This is a genomic window from Streptomyces sp. LX-29 (assembly GCF_029541745.1).
In the GTDB taxonomy this organism is placed as follows: Bacteria; Actinomycetota; Actinomycetes; order Streptomycetales; family Streptomycetaceae; genus Streptomyces.
In genome coordinates this window covers 424424-444523 of record NZ_CP089746.1, presented here as the reverse complement: position 1 = coordinate 444523, position 20100 = coordinate 424424, and the positions used below count along the sequence as shown (strand labels likewise).

Annotated in this window: 13 protein-coding genes; 9 read left to right on the top strand and 4 right to left on the bottom strand. The window is 73.5% G+C overall.

The window, feature by feature from the left end; genetic code table 11:
- The first annotated feature begins 7 nt into the window (after positions 1-7).
- The 5 genes from LRS74_RS02065 (at position 8) to aac(3) (ending at position 8886) form a co-directional block, all read left to right on the top strand.
- A complete protein-coding gene (locus tag LRS74_RS02065) occupies positions 8-4228 on the top strand; it encodes a tetratricopeptide repeat protein (protein WP_277739330.1) in 4221 nt (1406 codons plus the stop codon).
- Positions 4225-5433 (top strand): hypothetical protein, encoded by a 1209-nt coding sequence (locus tag LRS74_RS02060; protein WP_277739329.1) that lies wholly within the window; start codon positions 4225-4227, stop codon positions 5431-5433. The genes LRS74_RS02065 and LRS74_RS02060 overlap by 4 nt, the downstream gene beginning before the upstream one ends.
- A complete protein-coding gene (locus tag LRS74_RS02055; protein ID WP_277739328.1) occupies positions 5430-6737 on the top strand; it encodes an extracellular solute-binding protein in 1308 nt (435 codons plus the stop codon). The genes LRS74_RS02060 and LRS74_RS02055 overlap by 4 nt, the downstream gene beginning before the upstream one ends.
- Before the next feature lie 194 nt (positions 6738-6931).
- Entirely contained in the window at positions 6932-7858 is a 927-nt protein-coding gene (locus LRS74_RS02050) for an NADP-dependent oxidoreductase (protein ID WP_277739327.1), read from the top strand.
- 119 nt (positions 7859-7977) lie between these two features.
- On the top strand, positions 7978-8886 hold the full coding sequence (gene aac(3) / locus LRS74_RS02045) for an aminoglycoside 3-N-acetyltransferase (protein WP_277739326.1): 909 nt from the start codon (positions 7978-7980) through the stop codon (positions 8884-8886).
- Here the strand turns inward: aac(3) and LRS74_RS02040 are convergent.
- From LRS74_RS02040 to LRS74_RS02030, 3 genes are all read right to left on the bottom strand, one after another.
- Positions 8846-9346 (bottom strand): FBP domain-containing protein, encoded by a 501-nt coding sequence (locus LRS74_RS02040; RefSeq protein WP_277739325.1) that lies wholly within the window; start codon positions 9344-9346, stop codon positions 8846-8848. The genes aac(3) and LRS74_RS02040 overlap by 41 nt on opposite strands.
- Positions 9347-9557: 211 nt before the next feature.
- Complete coding sequence (locus LRS74_RS02035; RefSeq protein ID WP_277739324.1) at positions 9558-10493, bottom strand: ADP-ribosylglycohydrolase family protein; 936 nt, start codon at positions 10491-10493, stop codon at positions 9558-9560.
- 172 nt (positions 10494-10665) lie between these two features.
- On the bottom strand, positions 10666-13107 hold the full coding sequence (locus tag LRS74_RS02030; protein WP_277739323.1) for a SpoIIE family protein phosphatase: 2442 nt from the start codon (positions 13105-13107) through the stop codon (positions 10666-10668).
- 238 nt (positions 13108-13345) lie between these two features.
- Here LRS74_RS02030 and LRS74_RS02025 point away from each other — a divergent pair, with 238 nt between their 5' ends.
- The 3 genes from LRS74_RS02025 (at position 13346) to LRS74_RS02015 (ending at position 16258) form a co-directional block, all read left to right on the top strand.
- On the top strand, positions 13346-13714 hold the full coding sequence (locus LRS74_RS02025) for a hypothetical protein (protein WP_277739322.1): 369 nt from the start codon (positions 13346-13348) through the stop codon (positions 13712-13714).
- A 626-nt stretch (positions 13715-14340) separates the two neighbouring features.
- Complete coding sequence (locus LRS74_RS02020; protein ID WP_277739321.1) at positions 14341-14829, top strand: RDD family protein; 489 nt, start codon at positions 14341-14343, stop codon at positions 14827-14829.
- A 151-nt stretch (positions 14830-14980) separates the two neighbouring features.
- Positions 14981-16258, top strand: a complete 1278-nt coding sequence (locus LRS74_RS02015) for a DUF1266 domain-containing protein (RefSeq protein ID WP_277739320.1) — start codon at positions 14981-14983, stop codon at positions 16256-16258.
- 124 nt (positions 16259-16382) lie between these two features.
- Here LRS74_RS02015 and LRS74_RS02010 read toward each other — a convergent pair whose 3' ends face one another.
- Positions 16383-17498 carry an ankyrin repeat domain-containing protein gene (locus tag LRS74_RS02010; RefSeq protein WP_277739319.1) on the bottom strand — a complete coding sequence of 372 codons (1116 nt, stop codon included), beginning with the start codon at positions 17496-17498 and terminating at the stop codon, positions 16383-16385.
- Between the two features lie 1051 nt (positions 17499-18549).
- On the opposite strand from LRS74_RS02010, the gene LRS74_RS02005 reads away from it, so the two are divergent.
- A complete protein-coding gene (locus tag LRS74_RS02005; RefSeq protein WP_277739318.1) occupies positions 18550-20034 on the top strand; it encodes an amino acid permease in 1485 nt (494 codons plus the stop codon).
- Positions 20035-20100 lie beyond the last annotated feature (66 nt).

Sequence of the window (20100 nt, the reverse complement as noted above, 5' to 3'; positions counted from 1 at the left end):
GGGCAGTATGAGCGAGACGGTGCGCGTTGCCAACTTCGCGTCATACGAGGAGAGCTGGCGCGTCTGTCTGCTTCGTGCGCAGGACCGCGCGGAGCGTCCGCTGGGCGCCGGCGTGCTGCTCCCCGGTGGCCTGGTGCTGACCTGCGCCCATTCGGTGCTCTCCCGGCCCGCCGCGGACGGTTCGCGCGACCCCCTGGACACGGTCTACGTCGACGTGCCGCGGGCCCCGCTCTCCCGACGGGTCGCGCCCGCGCCGCTGCCCGCCCGGGTGCTGCGCGAGTACCTCGTCCCGCCCACACCGCACTTCAGCGGCGACCTCGCGCTGCTCAAGCTGAGCCGGGAACCGGACGTGCCGCACGCGGTGCTGCACCGTCAGATCCCGGCACACGGCGAACCGGTGCACTTCACCGGTTACCCGGAGGACCTCCCCGGCGGCGAGCACCTGGACGCCCGGCTGATGGGCCACGGCGGACCCGCTCCCAACCCGGAGTGGGTCCAGCTGGACACGCACGGAGCGCCCTACGCCGTACGGCACGGGTACAGCGGAAGCGCGGTCGTGCACAGCCGCTCGCGCCGCGTCATCGGCATCGTGGCGCACCAGTTCGGCACTCCGCACGCGCCGGTCCGCCGGGAGCACGCGTACATGATCCCCACGGAGACCGTGCTGAAGTACCTGCCCCTGGAACGTCTGGGGTTACGCGTGACCGGCGCCCGCGCCGTCTCCCGCGACATCGCCGTCGCCGCCGAACGCACCGCGTCGGGCCGGGTGCCCGGGCTGCACCGCAGACTGACGCGATGGCTGGGCGACGCGCCCGACACCGAGCGGGTGGAGCTCGTCTTCGCCGGTGAGGGCGAGCACGCGCTGCTGCACACCGTGCGGTCCACCCTGACGCTCGCCGACCGCGAACAGAGCCCCCGGTCGGCCTCCGGCGGGCTGGCCGGCGAACCACGCGCGGGCAGCATCGACTTCGCCGCCGACGCGACCAACCGGACCGTGGCGGAGCTCGCGGCCCAGGCCGCGGACCGCATCGGGCTGGAGGCCGCACCCCCGAGGGAACTCCTCTCCCGGATCGCCGAGAAGAGCCCGCCGCTCATCGCCGCGCTGCTCGCCGTCGACCGCTCCGCCTCCGCCGACGCCGAGGTCGTCGCCCTGCTGCGGGCCCTGCTCGCGCACCGCCACAGCCGGCTGCTCCTCGTCTTCAGCGACCCGGAGTCCCCGCTGCTGGCCCGCGTCTGCGACGAACTGCTGGAGCCCGACTGGCCCGACCGCCGGGCCGAGCGGCTCGCCGCGCGGCTCAGCGGCCTCGCGGGCACCGAGCACCGGGGCGCTCAGCCGCCGACCGGACCCCCGGGCGCCCACCTCGAGCCCCAGCGGCCCACCGGGGAGCAGGCGGCGCGCCTGCACGGCACGCTCCAGCGGCTGGGGCGCGGCGGACCCCTGTACGGGCGCCCCGCCCTGCCGCACGCCCTGTACCGGCTCGCCGTCGACATCGAGGCCGCCCTGCTGGAGGCCGAAACCTCCCAGCAGGTGCGATCCGGACCGGGGGGATGGGACGAGTTCGTGGTGGAACCGCCAGGGGACGCCCTGACCGACCTGCCCGCGGTGACGGTCCGCGCTCCGGAGGCGATGGTCACCGCGTCCCCCGACCGGCAACTGGCCGCCGGAGACCTCCTCCACCAGCAGTACACGGTGGTGGGACCGATCGGGCGCGGCAGCCACGGGCAGGTGTACCTGGCCCGGGACCTGCTGCTGGAGAACCGGCCCGTCGCCCTGAAGGGCATACTCGACCCCCAGGACCCGGCCGCGGTGCTGCGCGCGCACCAGGAGCGGTTACGGCTGGTCAGCCTCAACCACCCCGCCGTCATCCGGGTCATCAACTACGCCCGTCACCAGCCGCGCGCGGCCGAGTTCATCGTGATGGAGTTCGCGGACGGCGCGCCCCTGGAGTGGGTGGCCGACCGGATCGCCCGGGAGGAGCCCCCCTTCGCCGGCCCCCGGGTGCGGGAGTTCATCGTCGCCTACGGCCTGCGCGTGCTGGACGCGCTCGGCTACCTCCACGAGCAGGAGGGACTGGTCTACGGCGACCTCTCCCTCACCAACGTGCTGCACTGCGGCACGGGCATCAAACTCATCGACGTCGCGGGGGTGAGGGAGCCGGGCGTGGCGGGTCCCGTCACACACCGCCCACCGGAGAGCGGACCGACGGGCGACATGACGACCGCGGGCGACCTCTTCGGCGTCGGCGCCGTCCTGACGGAGCTCCTGGACCGCATTCCGGAGCCGCCGGACGACCTCGGCACCCGCTCGCTGCGCCACGCGCTGCGGCGCGCCACGGACGACGACCCCAGACGGCGTTACGCCTCCGCGCGGGAGATGGCCGTCCAACTGGGTGGGGTGCTGCGCGAGCTGCGCTCGCTGCGGCTCGGGGAGGAGGCGTTCGAACCCTCGCCGCTGTTCACCCCCGCCGCCACCACCCTGGACGGCCAGCTCGGCAAGGCCCCGTCCCTGGACCGCTGGCGCCGGGGGCGCGACACGGGCAGCGGCCTCGGCGCGCCGGTGCCGGGCCCGGCGGAGGCGGCGGTCGCGCTCCCGGTGCCCAAGCCCGACCGCGAGGACCCCAACTGGAAGGAGCTCCAGCGCACCTCGTACGACGACCCGGCCGGGCTGCTCCAGCTCAGCGAGGAGTGGCTGCCCTCTCCCGAGCTGCACCTCCTGCGCTGCCGCCTCCAGTTGGAGCTCGCCCCGCACGACGGCCGCGCCGCCGCCCGGCTGGTCAACGCCTCGCTGGAGCACCAGCGCGCCCACCGGCTGCTCGCCGCCGAAGGCCGCGCCGCATACGACTGGCGGCTCGACTGGCACCAGGGCCTGACGCACCTCGCGCACGGCAGGGTGGAGCAGGCGCTGACGGCGTTCGACGAGGTGTACCAGGCGATCCCCGGCGAGTACGCGCCCAAACTGGCGCTCGGCTACTGCCACGAGTACCTGGCGGCCGAGGCCCGCGGTTCCACCACGCCCGGCGGGCCGCCCCCGTCGGCGAGCCCCCAGGCCCCCTGGGCCCCGGCCGGCCGGGGCCCCGGCGGTGACCGACGGGCCGAGCCTGCCGCGGGGCGGGACGGGGCCTCCACGGCAGCGGCGTGGACTTCCGTGGCACGGGAGGGGACTTCCGAGGGGCGGGCGGGGACCTCCGACGCGGGACGGGCCGAGCGCCCCACCGGACGGGCGGGGAGCTCCCCGGAAGCGGCCGAGTCCGCCGCCCCGGCGGAGACCGTCACCGGACGGGCGGAGACGCCTGCCGGGCGGTCGGGGACCCCCGCGCGAGGGGCGGAGCCCTCCACCGAGCGGACCGACGTCCCCGACCGGCGGCCACGGGCCGACAGCCGGTCGTCGACGGCGGCGGAGGCGGGGGAGTCCCACCCCGCCGAGGAGCGCGGCGCGCGGTCCGGCGCCGGACGACCCGGCCGCGGGGCGGAGGCGGCGGAGCCCCCGGACCCGGCCGTCGAGGCGCACGAACAGCGGGCCATGCGGTACTACGACGCCGTGTGGCGGCGCAACCACGCCCAGGGCAGCGCCGCGTTCGGGCTGGCCCGGATCCACCTCGCCCGCGGCGACCCCGACGCCGCCCTGGCCTCGCTCGACGGCGTACCCGCCGACTCCCGGCACCGTACGGCGGCCCGCACCGCGATGGTGCGCATCCACGCCAGCCCGCGCGCCGACGGCAGCCCGCCCACGGTGCGATCCATCGCCCGCGCCTACGCCGGACTGCACCGGCTGGCCAGCCACGAGGGGTTGACCGACCGACAGGCGCGCGAGCGGCTCACCGCCGAGTTGCACGAGCGGCTGCTCGACCTGGTGGTGGCCGCCGGCGAGGGACAGGGGCCGCTGGCCGAACTGCGTGACCCGTTGCCCGCCGCCACCTCCGTGCCGGCCACCGAGCGGGAGCTGCGCGAGCAGCTGTCCGCCGTCTACCGCCTGCTCGCCAAGCAGGTGCCCCGTACCGGAGAACCGCGGCACACGGCCCTCGCCGAGGCGCTCCTCGACAACGCCTACCGCACCCGCCCCCTGGGCCTCCGCCACTACCGCGATCGCCGCCGGGTGCCGTGGCTCGCCGCCCTCCGGCCCGCGCGCCGGACCCCGGACCCCGCCCGGGAGGATCCGGAGTCGGGAGGGCGGCGGCAGACGCCGGAACCCGACCTGGCTCCCGAGCCGGTGGCGGGTGACGGTGGATGAGCCGGCCCTTCAGACGCGGCGCGCGTCCCGCGCGCCCCAGCCGATCCGCCCGACCGATCCGCTCGGCCGCGGCGACCCCGCCGACCGGGCTGTCGGGCCGGCTGCCGGGCGCGCTCTGGCGGCGCGCGGCCGGGCGCGGACCCACCGCCGAAGGACCGTCCACCGCCGGCTTCCTCCGGCGCCGCACGTTCGTGCTGCCCGCCCTCGCCCTCGTCGTCCTCGTCCTGAGCACCGTGGTCTTCCACGACGTCCACGGGCGTACCGAGCGGCTGAGGGACCGCCTCACCCCCGCCCTGGTACAGCTCGCCCAGGCCCGCACCGCCCTGGAGCTCGCCCAGACAGAGGCCGAACGACGCCTCCGCGAGGAGGACGGCCTCGTCGAGCTCGGCGAGACCTACCGGCTCCAGCTGACCCAGGCCGCCCAGAGCCTCAACCAGGTCGCGCAGTCCGGCGCCCTGAACCGGGCGCAGGAGCAGGAGCTGCGCGTGGTCTCCGGGTTGGTCGTCGGCTACGGCGAGAAGATCGCCTGGGCGGAGCGCCACCGGACGAGCCCGCTGCTGCGCAACGCCGGGCTGGACTACGCCGCCGGAATGCTGCGCGACCCGCCACGCGGAACCCGCCCCGGCATGGCCGGCACGGCCGGCGCGCCCGAAGCGGGCGGGGCCACGACGGACGGCGACCCCAGCACCATTCTGGGGCGCATAGGGCGCCTGGAGGCCCAGCTGCGCGACGAGGTCGACGACCTGGCGGCCTGGAGCCCGCTCACCCTCGCCTTCGCCGCCGCGACGCTGTGCGCCGCCGTCGTCTTCGCCGTGACCGCGCTCGGCACGCTGGTCTTCCTCTGCCACCGGCTGCGGCTGCTCAGCCTTCAACTGGCCGTCGCGGCGGTGCCGGTGCTCCTGCTGCCCCTGCTCCTCGCCGTCGGCGGCACACAGGAGCACTCCGCCCAGCGGCGGGTGCGCACCACGGTCGCCGGCCTCCAGGAGGTGCGCACGGACCGCGACGCCCCCCGCAGGATCGAGAACACCGGTGCTGCGGCCGCCCGACAGATCGACGCGGCCCATCCCGAGGGCTGGTCGCTGACCATGGGCATCGGGGTGGCGTGCGCCACCGCGGGCGCCCTGACCTGCGGCGTGACGCTGTTCCTGTACGCGCGCCCCTACCCCACCCCCGCCCGCTCCCGACGGAAGTACCCGCGAACATGACGATGCGCCTGTGGGTGAGGACCGTGCTCGCCGCGTGTCTGCTCGCCGCAACCACCCTGACCGCCGGCGGCTGCTCCCGCACGACGGAGGAGCTGGTCGTCCTGGGACCCTGGACCGACGGCGAGCAGAAGCCCTTCGAGAACGCCCTGACCGAGCTCGGCGAGCGCGCCGGCCGCCCTTACGTCTACGAGGGCACGCGCTCGTTGCGCGAGACCCTGCTCGCCCAGCTCCAGGCGGGCGCCCCACCGGACGTGGTGATCTTCAGCAGCCCGGGCGACATCGCCGAGTACGCCCGAGCCGGCAAGGTGCGACAGCTCGACGAGGACCTGGCGTCGCGGGCGCGGCAGCCGTGGGCGCCGGATGTGGCGGGCCGCGACCAGAACGGCGACTCCCGGGACGGAACGTACTGGGTGCCGGTGCGGGTGGATCTGAAGTCGCTGGTCTGGAGCCGGACGAAGCCCTCCGGGAAGACCGGCACGCCAGCGGACTGGTGCCTGGGCATGAGCTCGGGCGCGACCTCCGGGTGGCCCGGCACCGACTGGGTGGAGGACCTGGTGCTCCAACGCCAGGGCTGGACCGCGTACGAGCGGTGGGCCACCGGTGAGACGCCGTGGCAGGCGACCCGTCCGGCCTGGGAGGAGTGGGCGGACCTGCTCACCGCTCAGGGCGGCAACCTCGGCCGGGAGGGGCTCGCCACCTCCTTCGAACAGCTCGACCACGGCAGGTCCGGCCTGCTGAACCGCGGCGACTGCCGCCAGGAGCACCAGGGCTCCTTCATCCGCCGCCACTACGACGACGACGTGCGCCCGTACCGCACCCGCCACTACCTCCGCGCCCCGGAGAACCGCGAGGAGCGCGCGGCCGCGGCGGAGGACGTCTTCGAGGTCTCCGGCGACATGGCCGCGGTCCTCACCCCGGACCCCGCGGCCGAGGAACTGCTCAAGGGGCTCACCTCACAGCGCTTCCGGGAGGTCTGGGCCCGTGACGCCGAGCCGGGGGAGCGCCCGCTCTTCCCCGAGGGCGAGTCCGCCCCGGCCGCCGCGCGGCCCTCCGCGGCCACCGGGGCCGTCCAGGAGCTGTTCGACGGCGCGCGGCGGATCTGCCTGGACGCGTCGGACGCCATGCCCCCCACCCTGCGGGAGGCCTTCCACCGGGCGGTCCTGGAGTTCCTCGGCGCCCCGAAGGACGCGGGGCTGCTGACCCGGCTGCTCGACCGGCTGGAGGCGGAACGGACCCTGCAGGAGCGGGAGAAGGCGTTCGTGCTGGAGGACCTGTGCGCGAGGAACGGACGGCACGGGGTATGACGGCCGGCCCCGCCCGCGCGACGTGGGCGCCACCCGGCACGGCGGGCGGCGTCCCCACCGGGCGACGCGGAAGCGAAGACGCTGGGACATCTTCCGGAGACTGAGAGATATTCAGCAGCTCATTCGATCTTCCTAAGGTTGAACACATCGAACGAGGCCCGGGAAACACCCGGGCTCCGACAAGGAGATGTGTGATGCGTGCTGTGAAGCAGAAGTCCTTCGGCGGTCCCGAGGTCCTGGAGGTCGTGGAGACGGAGCGCCCCACCCCGCTCGGCGGCGAGGTCCTGGTGCGGGTGCGGGCCAGCGCCGTGAACCCGGTCGACGTGGCCGTCCGGTCCGGCGCCTACCCGCTGCTCGGCGAGCCGCCGTTCGGTGTCGGCTGGGACATCTCCGGTGTCGTCGAGGAGGTCGGCCCCGGCGCCCGGTTCAAGCCGGGTGACGAGGTGTTCGGGATGCCGTTCTTCCCGCGCGCCGCCACCGGATACGCCGAGTACGTGGCCGTCCCCGGCCGTCAGGTGGCCCGCAAGCCCGCGACCCTCGACCATGTGCACGCCGCCGCGCTGCCCCTCGCCGCGCTCACCGCCTGGCAGGGCCTGGTCGACGCGGCCGGCGTGGGGGAGGGCGACCGGGTGCTGGTGCACCGCGCCGCCGGTGGCGTCGGCCACTTCGCCATCCAGATCGCCAAGGCCCGCGGCGCCCATGTGATCGCCCTGGCCAGCGCCGCCCGGCACGACTTCGTGCGCGAGCTCGGGGCCGACGAGGTCATCGACTACCGCACCACCGACTTCACCGAGGTGGTCAAGGACGTCGACATCGTCTTCGACTCCAACTCCGAGGGCGACCGCTCGCTGTCGGTCCTGCGCCCGGGCGGCACGCTCGTCAGCATCATGCAGCACATGGACCAGGAGCTCGCCGCCCGGGTCGAGGCCGCGGGCCGACGGTTCGCGGGCGTCTCCGTCGAGCCCGACTACGCCGCGCTGGAGGCGATCGCCGCCCTCGTCGACGAGGGCCGCGTCCGCCCGCACGTCTTCGAGACCTTCCCGCTGGCCGAGGCCGCCGCGGCGCACGAGCTGGTCGCGTCCGGCCGGGTCCAGGGCAAGGTCGTGCTGACCGTCGACTGAGGCGGCGATGCCGTGCGGGGGCCCGCCCGTAGGACCGCGTCCGCGGTCCACGGGGACGGGCCCGGCGGCCGAGTTAATCGGTTGCCGTCGGGCGGGGTGCCGCGGATAGGTTCGCCGGCATGGACGAGATGGCCCTGCTCCGCCTGGCCGACGGACCGGTGACCCGCCGTCGGCTCGCCGACGACCTGTCCGCGCTGGGACTCGCCGCGGGCGACATCGTGATGTTCCACACCCGGATGTCCGCGCTCGGGTATGTGGCCGGCGGTCCCGCCACGGTCATCGACGCGCTGCGCGACGTCGTCACCGAGCGGGGAACCCTGATGGTGACCTGCGGGTGGAACGACGCACCGCCCTACGACCACACGGACTGGCCGCGCCCCTGGCGGGAGGCGCTGCGCGAGCAGCTCCCGGCCTACGACCCCGTGCTCAGCGAGGCCGACCACAACAACGGTCGGCTCCCGGAGGCGCTGCGCCGCTGGCCGGGCGCCGTGCGCAGCCGACACCCGGACGTCAGCTTCGCGGCCCTGGGGCCGGCCGCGCACCCGCTGATGGACGAGCACCCCTGGGACGATCCACACGGTCCCGACAGTCCGCTGGCGCGGCTGGTCGCCATGGGCGGCCGCGTCCTCCTCCTCGGCGCTCCCCTGGACGCGCTGACCCTCCTCCACCACGCCGAGGCGCTCGCCGAGGCCCCCGGAAAGCGGTACGTGGAGTACGAGCAGCCGATCACCGTGGACGGCGAGCGGGTCTGGCGCCGCTTCCGGGACATCGACTCCGAGGACGGGGCCTTCGACTACTCGGGGGTGGTCCCGGAGGGACAGTGGCCGTTCGAGGCCATCGCCCTGGACATGCTCGCCGCCGGCATCGGCCGCGTGGGCACGGTCGGCGCGGCCGAAAGCCACCTCTTCGAAGCGGCCGACGTGGTGGAGCACGGGGTGGCGTGGATGGAGGAGAAGCTCGGCGGACGCCCCCTCGACCGCCCGGGTGTCAGTCGACGCCGACCTTCGTCAGGAACTGGTGGAGCTTGACGAAGAGGCGCTCGACCTTCTGCTCCAGCGTGAGCGTCTCCTCATAGCGCAGCTCGCCCCCGGTCTGCTTCTTCCCCCTCAGATAGAGGGAGCACTGCAGATCGGCGCACAGGTAGACGCCGGAGGTGTTGCCCTGTCGTCCGGCTGCGCCCACCTTGGGCGCCGCCAGCAGGGCCACGCCCGTCCCCGGGTGCGGGGTCAGACACAGCGAGCAGACCGTCGTCTTGGCGAGGCTGCGCTGGACACCCTGTGAGGCGCGCAGGGTGATGCCGATGAGGCGGTTGTTCCGTTCGGCGACGAGGTAGCCCCGGTCGGGGGCGCCCGGATCGCGCCAGCCGAGGAAGTCCAGATCGGCCCAGGGACGCTCGGCCAGATCCCGCGGAACGCTGAGCCGCCGGGCTTCTCCCTTCGAGCAGTTGACGAAGGAGGCGCGGACAGCCGTCTCGGTGAGTGGTTCCATGATCCGCGACACTAGGGACCGCCTGATGTGGTGTCACGTGAATTTGTCGGCCCTCGGGGGAGGCACCTACGGGGCCGGAGCGCCTCGGACGGGGAGGGGCACGCACCGAGCCCGAGCGCCCGGACCGCGAGCGGCAGCGCCCCGGGCCGTGAGGAGCACCCACCGAGCTTGAGCGTCCCGAACCGCCGCGCCCGGTGCGCCGGCGCCGCTCCTACCGGGGCCGGGCCAGGCGTTCGGCGAGGTCGATCAGGTCCGGAAGCCGCAACACACGGTCACCGGCCCCCGGCAGCGGCACATGCAGCGGATCCGTCCAGCGTGCGGGGATCGCCTCGGGGCCGTAGACCGCTCCGGCGAGACCTCCGGTGACGGCCGCGACGGTGTCGGTGTCCCCGCCGAGGTCGACGGCCGCGCGCACCGCCCCCTCGTAGGAGGAGGTGGTGCGCAGGGCCCAGACCGCGGAGGCGAGGCAGGGCCAGACGGCCCCGTTGAACTCGGTGGCCTGGTCCGGCGTCCAGCGCGGTGCCAGGACGGTGGCGTACCGCTCCCGGTGCTCGGGATGGACGTGCTCCAGCGCGCCGGGGAGGGCGGTGAGCGGGTCGGCACCGCCCAGCGCGGCCCGGAGCAACTCGTGGTAGACGGCGGTGCCCTCCCACGCCGCGCGGTCGCCGTGCGTCAGCGCGGCGATCCGACGGGCCGCGTCCATGGTCGCCTGCCGCCCCCGTCCGGCGAAGTAGACCGCCGAGGTGGTGGCGCGCATCAGCGCGCCGTTGCCGGCGGCACGAGGGTTCACCGCGAAGTGCGCCGCCGCGGCGCGGTGCCAGGGCTCGCCGTTGGTGAGGACGTCCTCGGTCTGCAGACCGATGTCCTTGGGGCCGGCGGCCGCCCACCGCTGGAAGCGCGCGAAGACGTCCGCCGGGTCCAGCCCGTCGCACTCCAGGAGCGATGCGCCCAGGTGGACGGCCATCTGGGTGTCGTCGGTCGCCTCGCCGGCGTCCCAACCGCCCCCGCCGCACATCTCACCGCCGTGACCGGTGCCGGGGAATCGCCCGGAGAAGACCCCGGGGAGGCCGAACTCGAACGGCGCGCCCAGCGCATCGCCCACCGCCGATCCGACGACCGCCCCGACGGCACGTTCCGCATGGTTCATCCGGGGAGCGTAACCAACCTCGCCGGGAGTGTGCCGCCCTGGCCGAGGTGCGCGTCGCGGGCCGGGGTCGCGGGCGCGCCGTCGCCGCGCCCGCACGCCGGCGCTCCCGGCCCGGTCACCCGTACGCGGCGCGGGCAGGCGCCCCCCGTCGCGCGCTCGGCGGCGGCACCGCTCATTGTGACTGCTCGGTCCAGATGGTCTTGCCCTCATGTGTGTAGCGGGTGCCCCAGCGATCGGTCAGCTGGGCGACCAGGAACAGACCCCGACCTCCCTCGTCCGTGCTGCGGGCCCGGCGCAGGTGCGGTGCGGTGGCGCTGCGGTCCGACACCTCGCAGATGAGGGCGGTGTCCCGGATCAGGCGCAGCCGCACCGGGCCGGCCCCGTACCGGTAGGCGTTGGTGACCAGTTCGCTGACGATGAGTTCGGTGGTGAAGGCCAGATCGTGCAGCTCCCAGTCGGCCAACTGGGCGACGGTCAGCTGGCGTGCCCGGTGCGCGGCGGTCGGCTCCGCGGCCAGGGTCCAGGTGACGACGTTCTCCCGGGCCAGGACGCGGGTCCGGGCGAGGAGCAGGGCCACGTCGTCCGAGGGGCGGTCGGGCAGGACGGTCCGGGTGACCGTGTCGCAGATGTCCTCGAGGTCACGTGTGGGAGGGACGAGCGCGGCGCGCAGCAGGTCCAGCCCCTCGTCGAGATCGCGGTGGCCCGCCTCGAGGAGCCCGTCGGTGTAGAGGGCCAGCAGACTGCCTTCGCCGAGTTCGATCTCGGTGCTCTCGAACGGCAACCCGCCCAGGCCGAGGGGTGGTCCGGCGGGCAGCTCGGCGAGGGCGACCCGTCCGTCGGGGGAGACGACGAGGGGCGGGGGATGCCCGGCGCGGGCGAGCACGCAGCGGCGGGAGACCGGGTCGTAGACGGCGTACAGGCAGGTCGCGCCGATGATCTGCTCACCGGTGGCCGGGTCCGGGGCCTCCCGCTCGGCGGCGAGACGGCTGACGAGGTCGTCGAGTTGGGAGAGCACCTCGTCGGGCTCCAGGTCGAGCCCGGCCAGCGCGTGCACGGCGGTGCGCAGCCGGCCCATCGTGGCGGTGGCCGGAACGCCGTGGCCGACCACGTCCCCGACGATCAGGGCGACCCGCGCCCCGGACAGCGGGATCACGTCGAACCAGTCCCCGGCGGCGTCCGCGGCCCCGGCCGGGAGGTAGCGGTGGGCGATCTCGACCGCCGGGTGCGCCGGCACCTCGGCCGGCAGCAGGCTCCGCTGCAGGGACAGCGCGGCCGTGCGCTGCTGGGTGTAGCGGCGGGCGTTGTCGATGCAGACGGCGGCGCGCGCGGCGAACTCCTCGGCCAGCTTCAGATCGTCCTGCTCGAACGGCTGGACCTGGTGGGTGCGCCACAGGCTGACGACCCCGAGCGTCACCCCGCGGGCCCGCAGCGGCACCGCCATCAGCGAGTGCGAGTGCGCGCCGTGCCCCTCGCCCAACCCGGCCGCGCCGTCGTGGTCATGGGTGTCGTCGAGGCCCAACCAGTCGGGCGGCGGCTCGGCCGAGGGCTCCAGCACGGGGTGGGCCTCGTCGAGGCAGCGGGCCTGCGGCGTGCCGGGCTCGAAGACCACCCGATCCTCCTCCCGGTGCAGAGCGGGTCGGGGGCGGTGGCGCACCCCGTGCACGGCGACCCGGCGCAGGCCGCCGGAGCCGTGGGACCCCGGTTCCTCGCCGTGCAGGACCGGCTCGAGCAGATCCACGGTCACACAGTCGGCGAGGCCGGACACCGCCACATCCGCCAGCTCCTCGGCGGTGCGCACCACGTCCAGAGTGGTGCCGATCCGGGCGCTGGCCTCGTTCAGCAGGGCCAGCCGACGCCGCGCCCGCCTCCGGTCGGTGACGTCCTCCACCATCTGGGCGACGCCGAGGACCCGCCCCTCCGCATCCTCCATGCGGAATGCGGAGACGGAGACGATGCGATCGTGCCCCGGCGGGTCGGTGAGCAGCCGGCACGGCTGCTCGGTGAAGATGAGCGGACGCCCGGTGTCCACGACGCGCCGCAGGTCGCGCTCCGCGGGCCGCGCGTCCCGGGCGACCAGGAAGTCGCCCATGCGCATCCCCCGGATCGCCTCCGCGGGAACACCGCCGAAGCCCGCGATGGTCCGGTTGACCCGCAGGATGGTCAGATCCGGGGCGTACACGGCGATGCCGATGGGGCAGCGCCTGAAGAGTCCGTCCAGCAGCGAGCGGTCGATCTCCCAACTGATCGCCTCGTCCGACGGGGCGCCCACGAGGAACCACTCCTCGCGCCCGCCGGGCCGGACCACACGGCGCGCCCGGAGCCCCACCCCGACGTGGCCCCCGTCGCGCCGTCGGAGGGGCAGGACGCCGAACCAACCCCCGGACTCCAGGCACTCCGCGACGGCATGGCCGGTGACCGCACGGTCGTCCTCGGCGATGAGGACGTCGAGCGCCGAGCGGCCGAGCACCTCCGCGGGCGGGTAGCCGAGCAGTCGCGTGGCCAGCGGGCTCCAGCCGACGATCATTCCCCGGTGGTCGAGGACGGCGACCGCGGACCGACGCACCGCGAAAGGGTCTTCGGGGCTCTCACTGATCGTCATCAACGGCGTGTCCATCGCCCACACCCTCGCATCGGGACCCGCGGACCGCGCCCCGCGACACGTGCCTTTTCACCGTGTTGCCGGCGGGGGACGGGCCGCGCCGGGCGGGGGCTCGTACGGCGCATCTCTACACCATGGCCACAGAGATGGCAGACAACCGCACGCCCTGACAGCACTCCCTTGCGCCCTGTCAGGGACATGCGCCCCTCCCTACCGTTCGGAAGAGGAGATTCCGCATCCATGGAGGTCCCAGATGAAGCGCAGCCGAATCCTCACCGTTCTGGTCACCGTCGCACTGACCGCGGGCGCGGCCACCGCCGTTGCCCAGGGCAACGACGACAAGCCCGTACCCGAACCGAAACCGCGCGCCGTCGAGGCGGCGGCGGCCGCGCACACCCAGCACGTCGGAGACCCGGTGACCGTCAGCGCGGGCCAGTTCCGCTTCGCCCAGGTGACGTGCCCGGCCGGTACGGTGCCCACCGGGGGTGGCGGCTCGACCTCCGGCACCACCGTCTTCTTCACCGACTCGTACGCCAGCGGCAACGTGTGGCTGGTCGGCGGCAAGAACACGGGCACCTCCGATGTCACCCTGAGAGCGCGCGTGGTCTGCACCGTCCCCTAGGCCCTCGCTCAGTCCCCTGGCCCACCCCGTGGCGGGAGCCCCCTTCCTCGAGGAAGCGGGCTCCCGCTCCGCGTGCGGACGTCGCTGGGCACGGAGAGGCAAGGCGGTCGCGTACCCGAGGGAATTCCGGGGAGCGTGCCGCACGCCGGATGGCGATGCCGTAAGGCGGTGGTCCTCAGTAGTTCAGCAGACGCAGTGCTTCGAAACTCCGGGCGAGAGCCGTGGAGGAGAGGTCGAAACACGGAACGCCCGGTGTGGGAACCGCCCTCGACACCACGGGTGAGGTGACCTGGCGGGGGATCGCGGGTCGCGGATGCGTGGAATCCCGAGCGCCCATGTCGCGATCGTTCGGCATCGCGGGAGGTGTCGTCACGCCGCCGGACCCTACCGCGCCTTCGGGGCCACGGCCCGGTGGATCCCTCCACCGAGTGAATGCCCTGAGTGAGCACGTCCCCGGTGACGGCGCCATGGTGCGAACAGAAGTCGGCGGTGGGGCGGAAGTCCGCCGGACCGCGCACCGAGCCGGGTGGTCCCCGGCCCGGCCCACCCGGGACACGGAGGGGAGCGGCGATGGGGCGTCAGACCCGGTTTGTGGTGCGACGGCGCCCTGTTGTTGGATCGTCTGAGTGGACAGATATTCGGCGCCGCACGTCTCTTACGGCTACCCCGGTTGGCAGACCGTCTCCTACCTGGCCCCGGCGCGCTCCGGGCCGCCCGAGCTGCCGGTGGCCGGCCCGGTCGGGCGGGCGGCGGCTCGCGCCATCGACCTGTCGATCGTGGTCCTCACGCTGTTCACGGCGCGCGGGGCGGGGATGACCTCCGGCCTGCTCGTCACCCCGATCCTGCTGGTCGGGCTGGCCTGTGAGCCCCTCATGATGTGGCGGTTCGGCACGACGATCGGCAAGCGGTGCTTCGGTCTGCGCGTGGTCCGGCTGGACAACGGAGACGGGCTCTCCCTCGGGCGGGCCCTGTGGCGTTGGGTGTGCGTCGTCGCCTCCTGCGTCGTTCCCGTCCTGGGACTCGTCAGCGGTCTGCGGTATCTGACCGACGAGCCCTACCACCAGTGCCTGCACGACAAGGCCGCGGGAAGCGTCGTCGTCCGCGGCAACTCCTGAGTCCACGACGGGTCGTTCGGTGACGCTCCGCCGGGCCGTTCCGCGTGTCGGCTCGTTCCGCGTGTCGGCTCGTTCCGCGCCGAGGGCGGCGGGGCGCCGGACCCGCACCGCGCCGATCCGTGGCACCACCGGCCTCGATAGGGTGTGCGACATGGGGCTGTGGAGGAGAGGGAAGCCGGCGGTCGTACCCGAGACGGCCGGCAGCGCCCTGCCGGCCGGCCCGTGGCAGGCGCCCAGCGCGGTCGAGGCGAAGCTGTTCGAGGCGAAGAACCGGTCCGACTGGGCCGGATACCTCGCTGTCCTGGCCCGCACCTCGCTGTTCCTCGCCGACACGCGCGACCACGCCGACAGCCACCCCGACACCGTCACGTTCAACCCCCACCGGCACCCCCAGACCGGGGCCCGGTATCTGGCGGTCTTCACCGAGGGCATGCTGCCTCCGCCCACCCCGGAACTCGTCTTCCACGGAGGCTCCCTGGACTGGTACGCGCGTGCCTGGAAGGAGAGCGACCCACCCTGGCTGGCCGTCAACCCCGGAACGCCCTGTGAGGCGTTCCTCCCCACGTCGCCCGAACGACGGGCGGACTGGCGGCGCCACGCCTCCCAGACCCACCACCACCCCCACGGCGAGCTCCGCACCCTCCATGTGGGAGGCCCGCTCCAGGGCCCCGTGGCCCACGGGCTGGCCTGCGCCGCGCTGCTGTTCGTGAAGAACGGCGAGCTGTGGAACGCCATGGCCTACCACGGCGGCGGCTACCACAGCGAGCGGGACCGGCTGAAGGAGTGGTGGGGAATCACCAGCCGCGAGGAGTGGCAGCAGACCCAGAGCGACCTGCTCAACGCCGACCAGGTCAGCCCCGTGTGGGAGTACGCCCTCGGGATCCGCCGCACCCTCGCCCGGGACTTCGCCGGCCATGTCGACGTTGACCTGTGGCGACAGGCGGCGGAACAGACGCTGCGCCACCGCGCCGCCCAGGCCGCCGAGCCCCGGATCACCCCCGACGGGGTCACCGGCGCCGAACCCGGCCACGCCACCCGGACGGAGGCCAGGGTCACCGGGGTGCAGCGGCTCATCGGTCGCATCGCCCGGTACGAGGCGCGCTTCCGCGCGGACGGCATCCTGTCGGAGAACGCGTTCGTGCCCAGCGTGGAGGCATGGGACTACGGACGGGCGTCGGGGATGGCACGCTGGGCCCTGGGCGCCCGCTACGCCACTCTCCAGGAGGCCGAGCAGGCCGTCACCCGCGCCGGGTACGCCGGCCAGACCAACTACCGCTCGTGGGAGGAGTTCTCAGCCTCCTACATCCTCGGGCGCTGCCTCCACTTCGACGAAGAGGAGTTCGGCACCTGGTACGAGGACATGCTCGCCGCGCACCGCGTCCTGACCACCGATCCCGAGAGTCCCTGGCTCACCATCCCCTGGAAGTAGCCCGCCGTCGGCGTGGCCGTCCGCGCCGCGCCGGGCCGGCCCCCGCGGCGGAGCCGGGCTCGGGCGCCCGCCGCCGAGGCCGCCGGCGACCACTGCCGCGCCGCCGGCGGCCCACGGCGGTCCGTCAGCGCTCCATCGGCACCCAGCGGCGCCCTTCAGGCACGGGGCAGGCGTCGGGGTCGGCACCGAGGCGGCGCACGGTCTCCGCCTCGTCGAGATCGGCGACGAAGGCCGCGGCGAGCCCTTCGAGCCAGGCGTCCTCGAAGATCTGGATGAGACGATCGGCCTCGCGCTGCGCGGCTTGCTCCCGAGCCGTGCGGTGCACGGCGCCCGGCAGGTGCTCGAACAGCGGGGCGAGCGGGGTGGTCAGCGCCAGGTGCCCCGGCGAGCGACCGTCGATCACTGGGCGCCAGGGGTCGGCTCCGGCGGCCAGCAGCGGGGCCGCGACGTCCGCCCGGCCCCTGCACACGGCGTGCCACAGCGGGGTGCAGCCGTCGCCGTCCCGCGCGTCCACGTCCGCCGTGCGCCGGGCCAGCGCGGCGACCACCGGACCCGAACCGTGGGCCGCGGCCTGGTGCAGCGGAGTCTCCACCCCACAGTCCGCCACCTCGCAGTCCTCTTTCCCCGGGTCCTCCCCTCTCCCACGATTCCCACGATCCTCCGCGCGGTCCTCCTCGCACGCGCCCTCGGCGTCGTCGTCCTTCTCCAGTCGGTCGGGGTCGGTGTGCAGGCGGTCGGGGTCGATGTCCAGTCGGTCGGGGTCGGTGTGCAGGCGGTCGGGGTCGGCGCCCGCGTTCAGCCGGGCGTTGACCAGAGTGAGATCGGCCCAGTCGTCGCAGACCATCCCCTCCCAGTCCGACCGCGCCTCCGACGCGGACTCGTCCGCGACCGCGAGGGCGACATAGGTCGCGTACGGCATGGGCTTGGACATGCCGGGCACCATGCGCGCCATCGGCCCCACGAACGCCGACCTCTCTTCCGTCTCGCCCCCCGGTCCCGGGTCGAGCTCCTGCCCGGGCCCTATGGCGACGGCCCGCGCGGCCGCCTCGTGCACGGAGTCGACATCGAGAGGGGTGCGGGTCTCGGACAATCCGGGCTGCGGCGAGGCGCCCTCCGGCCGCTCCGCGCTGAACCACCCGTAGCCCCCCTGCTCCAAGCCACCTCGGCCGCGGGCCACCCGGGCCTCCGGGGCTAAGTCGTATGCCTCGTCCGGCGCCGTCGGTCCGTCGAAGAAACCCATGTCCTCATCCCCCCGGGTCCGCGCCTGATCCGGTTACAGGTCGCGATTGCATGGTCACGCCGATCGTCTCAGCGGGGTCTGACATCGAGGTCTGACATCGAGGTCTGGCGCCGGGTCCCGGGGGCTGGCAGTGGGTGGGAGACGGGGCGAGGAGTAGAGGGGGCCGGAGGCTCCCCCTCTTGGGGTGGGATGCGGCTTTGAGGGGGAGTGGCGGTGGTTGCGGGAGGTGGGATGAGTTCTGGTGTTTCGGGGCCTTTCGAAGGCGCCTCTCGAGGCCCGGCTGTATTGGCCATGTGTTGCCTCGGGTAACTGGTTACGCAGGCAAAACAAGATCAAAAAAGTGTGGCCTTGGTCACTTGCGTAAGGGGTGTGGGGGCTGTTGCTCATGACGGCGCAGGCGGACCGATCGGCCGGTCGCCCTTTCACGTAAGGGAATCGCTAATTCCGGCTGTCCGGGAGGTGTCGTCGGGCGCCGAACGGGTGGGGTGCGGGTGGGCTTGTCAAGTCTTGACGGGGTCCCGGCGTCGCTTTCACGATGCACGGCATGGAATCCACTGAGTGCCGGCCGTGTTCCGGGGCGCCTGTGCGCCGTGGCGCGGCTGTGCGCTGCGGGGCGCTCGCGTCTCGCGGTGTGCGAGGCGGACGGGTGGACTCCGGCAGGGGGCGGCGGTCCTTAGCGGACTGACGCTTTCCGTGCTGTTCCCTCGCGGTCCGTCCGAGACGGTGACGTCCCGAAGCGGCGGCGAGGGATGTCCCGTGTTCCGTTCCTGATGTGGTTCCCCGCGATCGGTCTGCACTGTCGATGCAGATCGTTTCGGAAGGGTCCGTTATGGTCCGGGGTGCCGGTCCGGTTTCCGTTCGGGTTTCCGTTCGGGATGTGCCGGTTCCGGTGATCATGCCCCGGTGCTATTTTCGGCCCCGCTTTTCCGGGCGCTGGCCGTCACCAGCCGCTGCCCGGGTGCCGAGCCGTTCTTTCCCCTCCATGTCGCCCGTCGGCGGTGGAGGGTGGCGTGGCCCGGTCCTGCCCCTCTGATCGAAGGCAATGTTTTTCATGAGTGACCGCACCCTCACTGCGGCCGATCCGGTGGCTGTTCCCCCCTCCTCGTCCTCGCATGTGGACGCCGGTGATGAGGGCTACAGCAAGGATCTGAAGTCCCGGCACGTCAACATGATCGCAATCGGTGGTGCGATCGGTACCGGTCTCTTCCTCGGAGCGGGCGGCCGTCTGGCCAATGCCGGTCCGTCGCTGTTCATCGCGTACGCGGTGTGCGGCATCTTCGCGTTCTTCGTGGTGCGTGCGCTCGGTGAGCTCGTGCTCTACCGCCCGTCCTCGGGCGCCTTCGTCTCCTATGCGCGTGAGTTCATGGGGGAGAAGGGCGCATTCACCGCAGGGTGGCTCTACTTCCTGAACTGGGCGACCACGGGTATCGCGGACATCACCGCCGTCGCGACCTACACCCACTACTGGTCGATGTTCAGCGACATCCCGCAGTGGGTGCTCGCCCTGATCGCGCTGGCGATCGTGCTGGCCGTGAACCTGATCTCGGTGAAGTACTTCGGCGAGATGGAGTTCTGGTTCGCGATCATCAAGGTCGGCGCGCTGGTGGTCTTCATGGCGATCGGCATCTTCCTGCTGGTCAGCCAGAACGAGGTCGGCGGTCACACCCCGGGCCTGTCGAACATCATGGACAACGGCGGCATCTTCCCCGCCGGTCTGATGCCGATGCTGCTGGTCATCCAGGGTGTCGTCTTCGCCTACGCCTCGGTCGAGCTGTGCGGTGTCGCCGCGGGCGAGACCAAGAACCCCGAGAAGATCATGCCGAAGGCAGTCAACTCGATCATGTGGCGTGTGGGTCTGTTCTACGTCGGCTCCGTCATCCTGCTGGCGCTGCTGCTGCCCTACACCGCCTTCACCGGCGACGAGAGCCCCTTCGTGACGGTGCTCGGCAAGATCGGCGTCCCGTACGCCGCGGGCGTCATGAACCTGGTGGTCCTCACCGCGGCCCTGTCCAGCCTGAACTCCGGTCTCTACTCCACCGGCCGCATCCTGCGCTCGATGGCGATGTCCGGCTCCGCCCCGGCGTTCACCGGCCGCATGAACAAGGGCCAGGTGCCCTACGGCGGCATCCTGCTGACCGCGTTCTTCTGCGTGCTGGGTGTGGGCCTGAACTTCGTGGTCCCGGCCGACGCCTTCGAGATCGTGCTGAACTTCGCCGCGATCGGCATCATCGGCACCTGGGGCATGATCATGGTCTGCTCGCTGCTGTTCTGGCGCCGCTCGGAGGCCGGGCTGGTATCCCGCCCCGGCTACCGTCTCCCGTTCGCTCCGTACACCCAGATCGTCACGCTGGTCTTCCTGGCGGGCGTGCTCGGCCTGATGGCCGCGGACGAGGGCCCGGGCCGCACCACGGTGCTGTGCCTGCCGCTGATCGTCGCGGCGCTGGTGGGCGGCTGGTTCGTGGTCCGCGGCAAGGTGGCGCGCCTCCAGCGCGAGACCGCGGCGGCCCGTGCCGACGTCGAGAAGAGCGAGGCCTGACGGTCTCCCCGCCGGCCGCACTCGCCTGACTGAGGCCGGATAATCGAAGAAGCAGAGGAGGGCGCC

Coding starts and splice junctions, on each gene's coding strand:
- LRS74_RS02065 (WP_277739330.1), top strand. CDS start 8: ATGAGCGAGACGGTGCGCGTTGCCAACTTCGCGTCATACGAGGAGAGC.
- LRS74_RS02015 (WP_277739320.1), top strand. CDS start 14,981: ATGGGGCTGTGGAGGAGAGGGAAGCCGGCGGTCGTACCCGAGACGGCC.
- LRS74_RS02060 (WP_277739329.1), top strand. CDS start 4,225: ATGAGCCGGCCCTTCAGACGCGGCGCGCGTCCCGCGCGCCCCAGCCGA.
- LRS74_RS02050 (WP_277739327.1), top strand. CDS start 6,932: ATGCGTGCTGTGAAGCAGAAGTCCTTCGGCGGTCCCGAGGTCCTGGAG.
- LRS74_RS02010 (WP_277739319.1), bottom strand. CDS start 17,498: ATGGGTTTCTTCGACGGACCGACGGCGCCGGACGAGGCATACGACTTA.
- LRS74_RS02055 (WP_277739328.1), top strand. CDS start 5,430: ATGACGATGCGCCTGTGGGTGAGGACCGTGCTCGCCGCGTGTCTGCTC.
- LRS74_RS02030 (WP_277739323.1), bottom strand. CDS start 13,107: ATGGACACGCCGTTGATGACGATCAGTGAGAGCCCCGAAGACCCTTTC.
- LRS74_RS02035 (WP_277739324.1), bottom strand. CDS start 10,493: ATGAACCATGCGGAACGTGCCGTCGGGGCGGTCGTCGGATCGGCGGTG.
- LRS74_RS02005 (WP_277739318.1), top strand. CDS start 18,550: ATGAGTGACCGCACCCTCACTGCGGCCGATCCGGTGGCTGTTCCCCCC.
- LRS74_RS02025 (WP_277739322.1), top strand. CDS start 13,346: ATGAAGCGCAGCCGAATCCTCACCGTTCTGGTCACCGTCGCACTGACC.
- LRS74_RS02040 (WP_277739325.1), bottom strand. CDS start 9,346: ATGGAACCACTCACCGAGACGGCTGTCCGCGCCTCCTTCGTCAACTGC.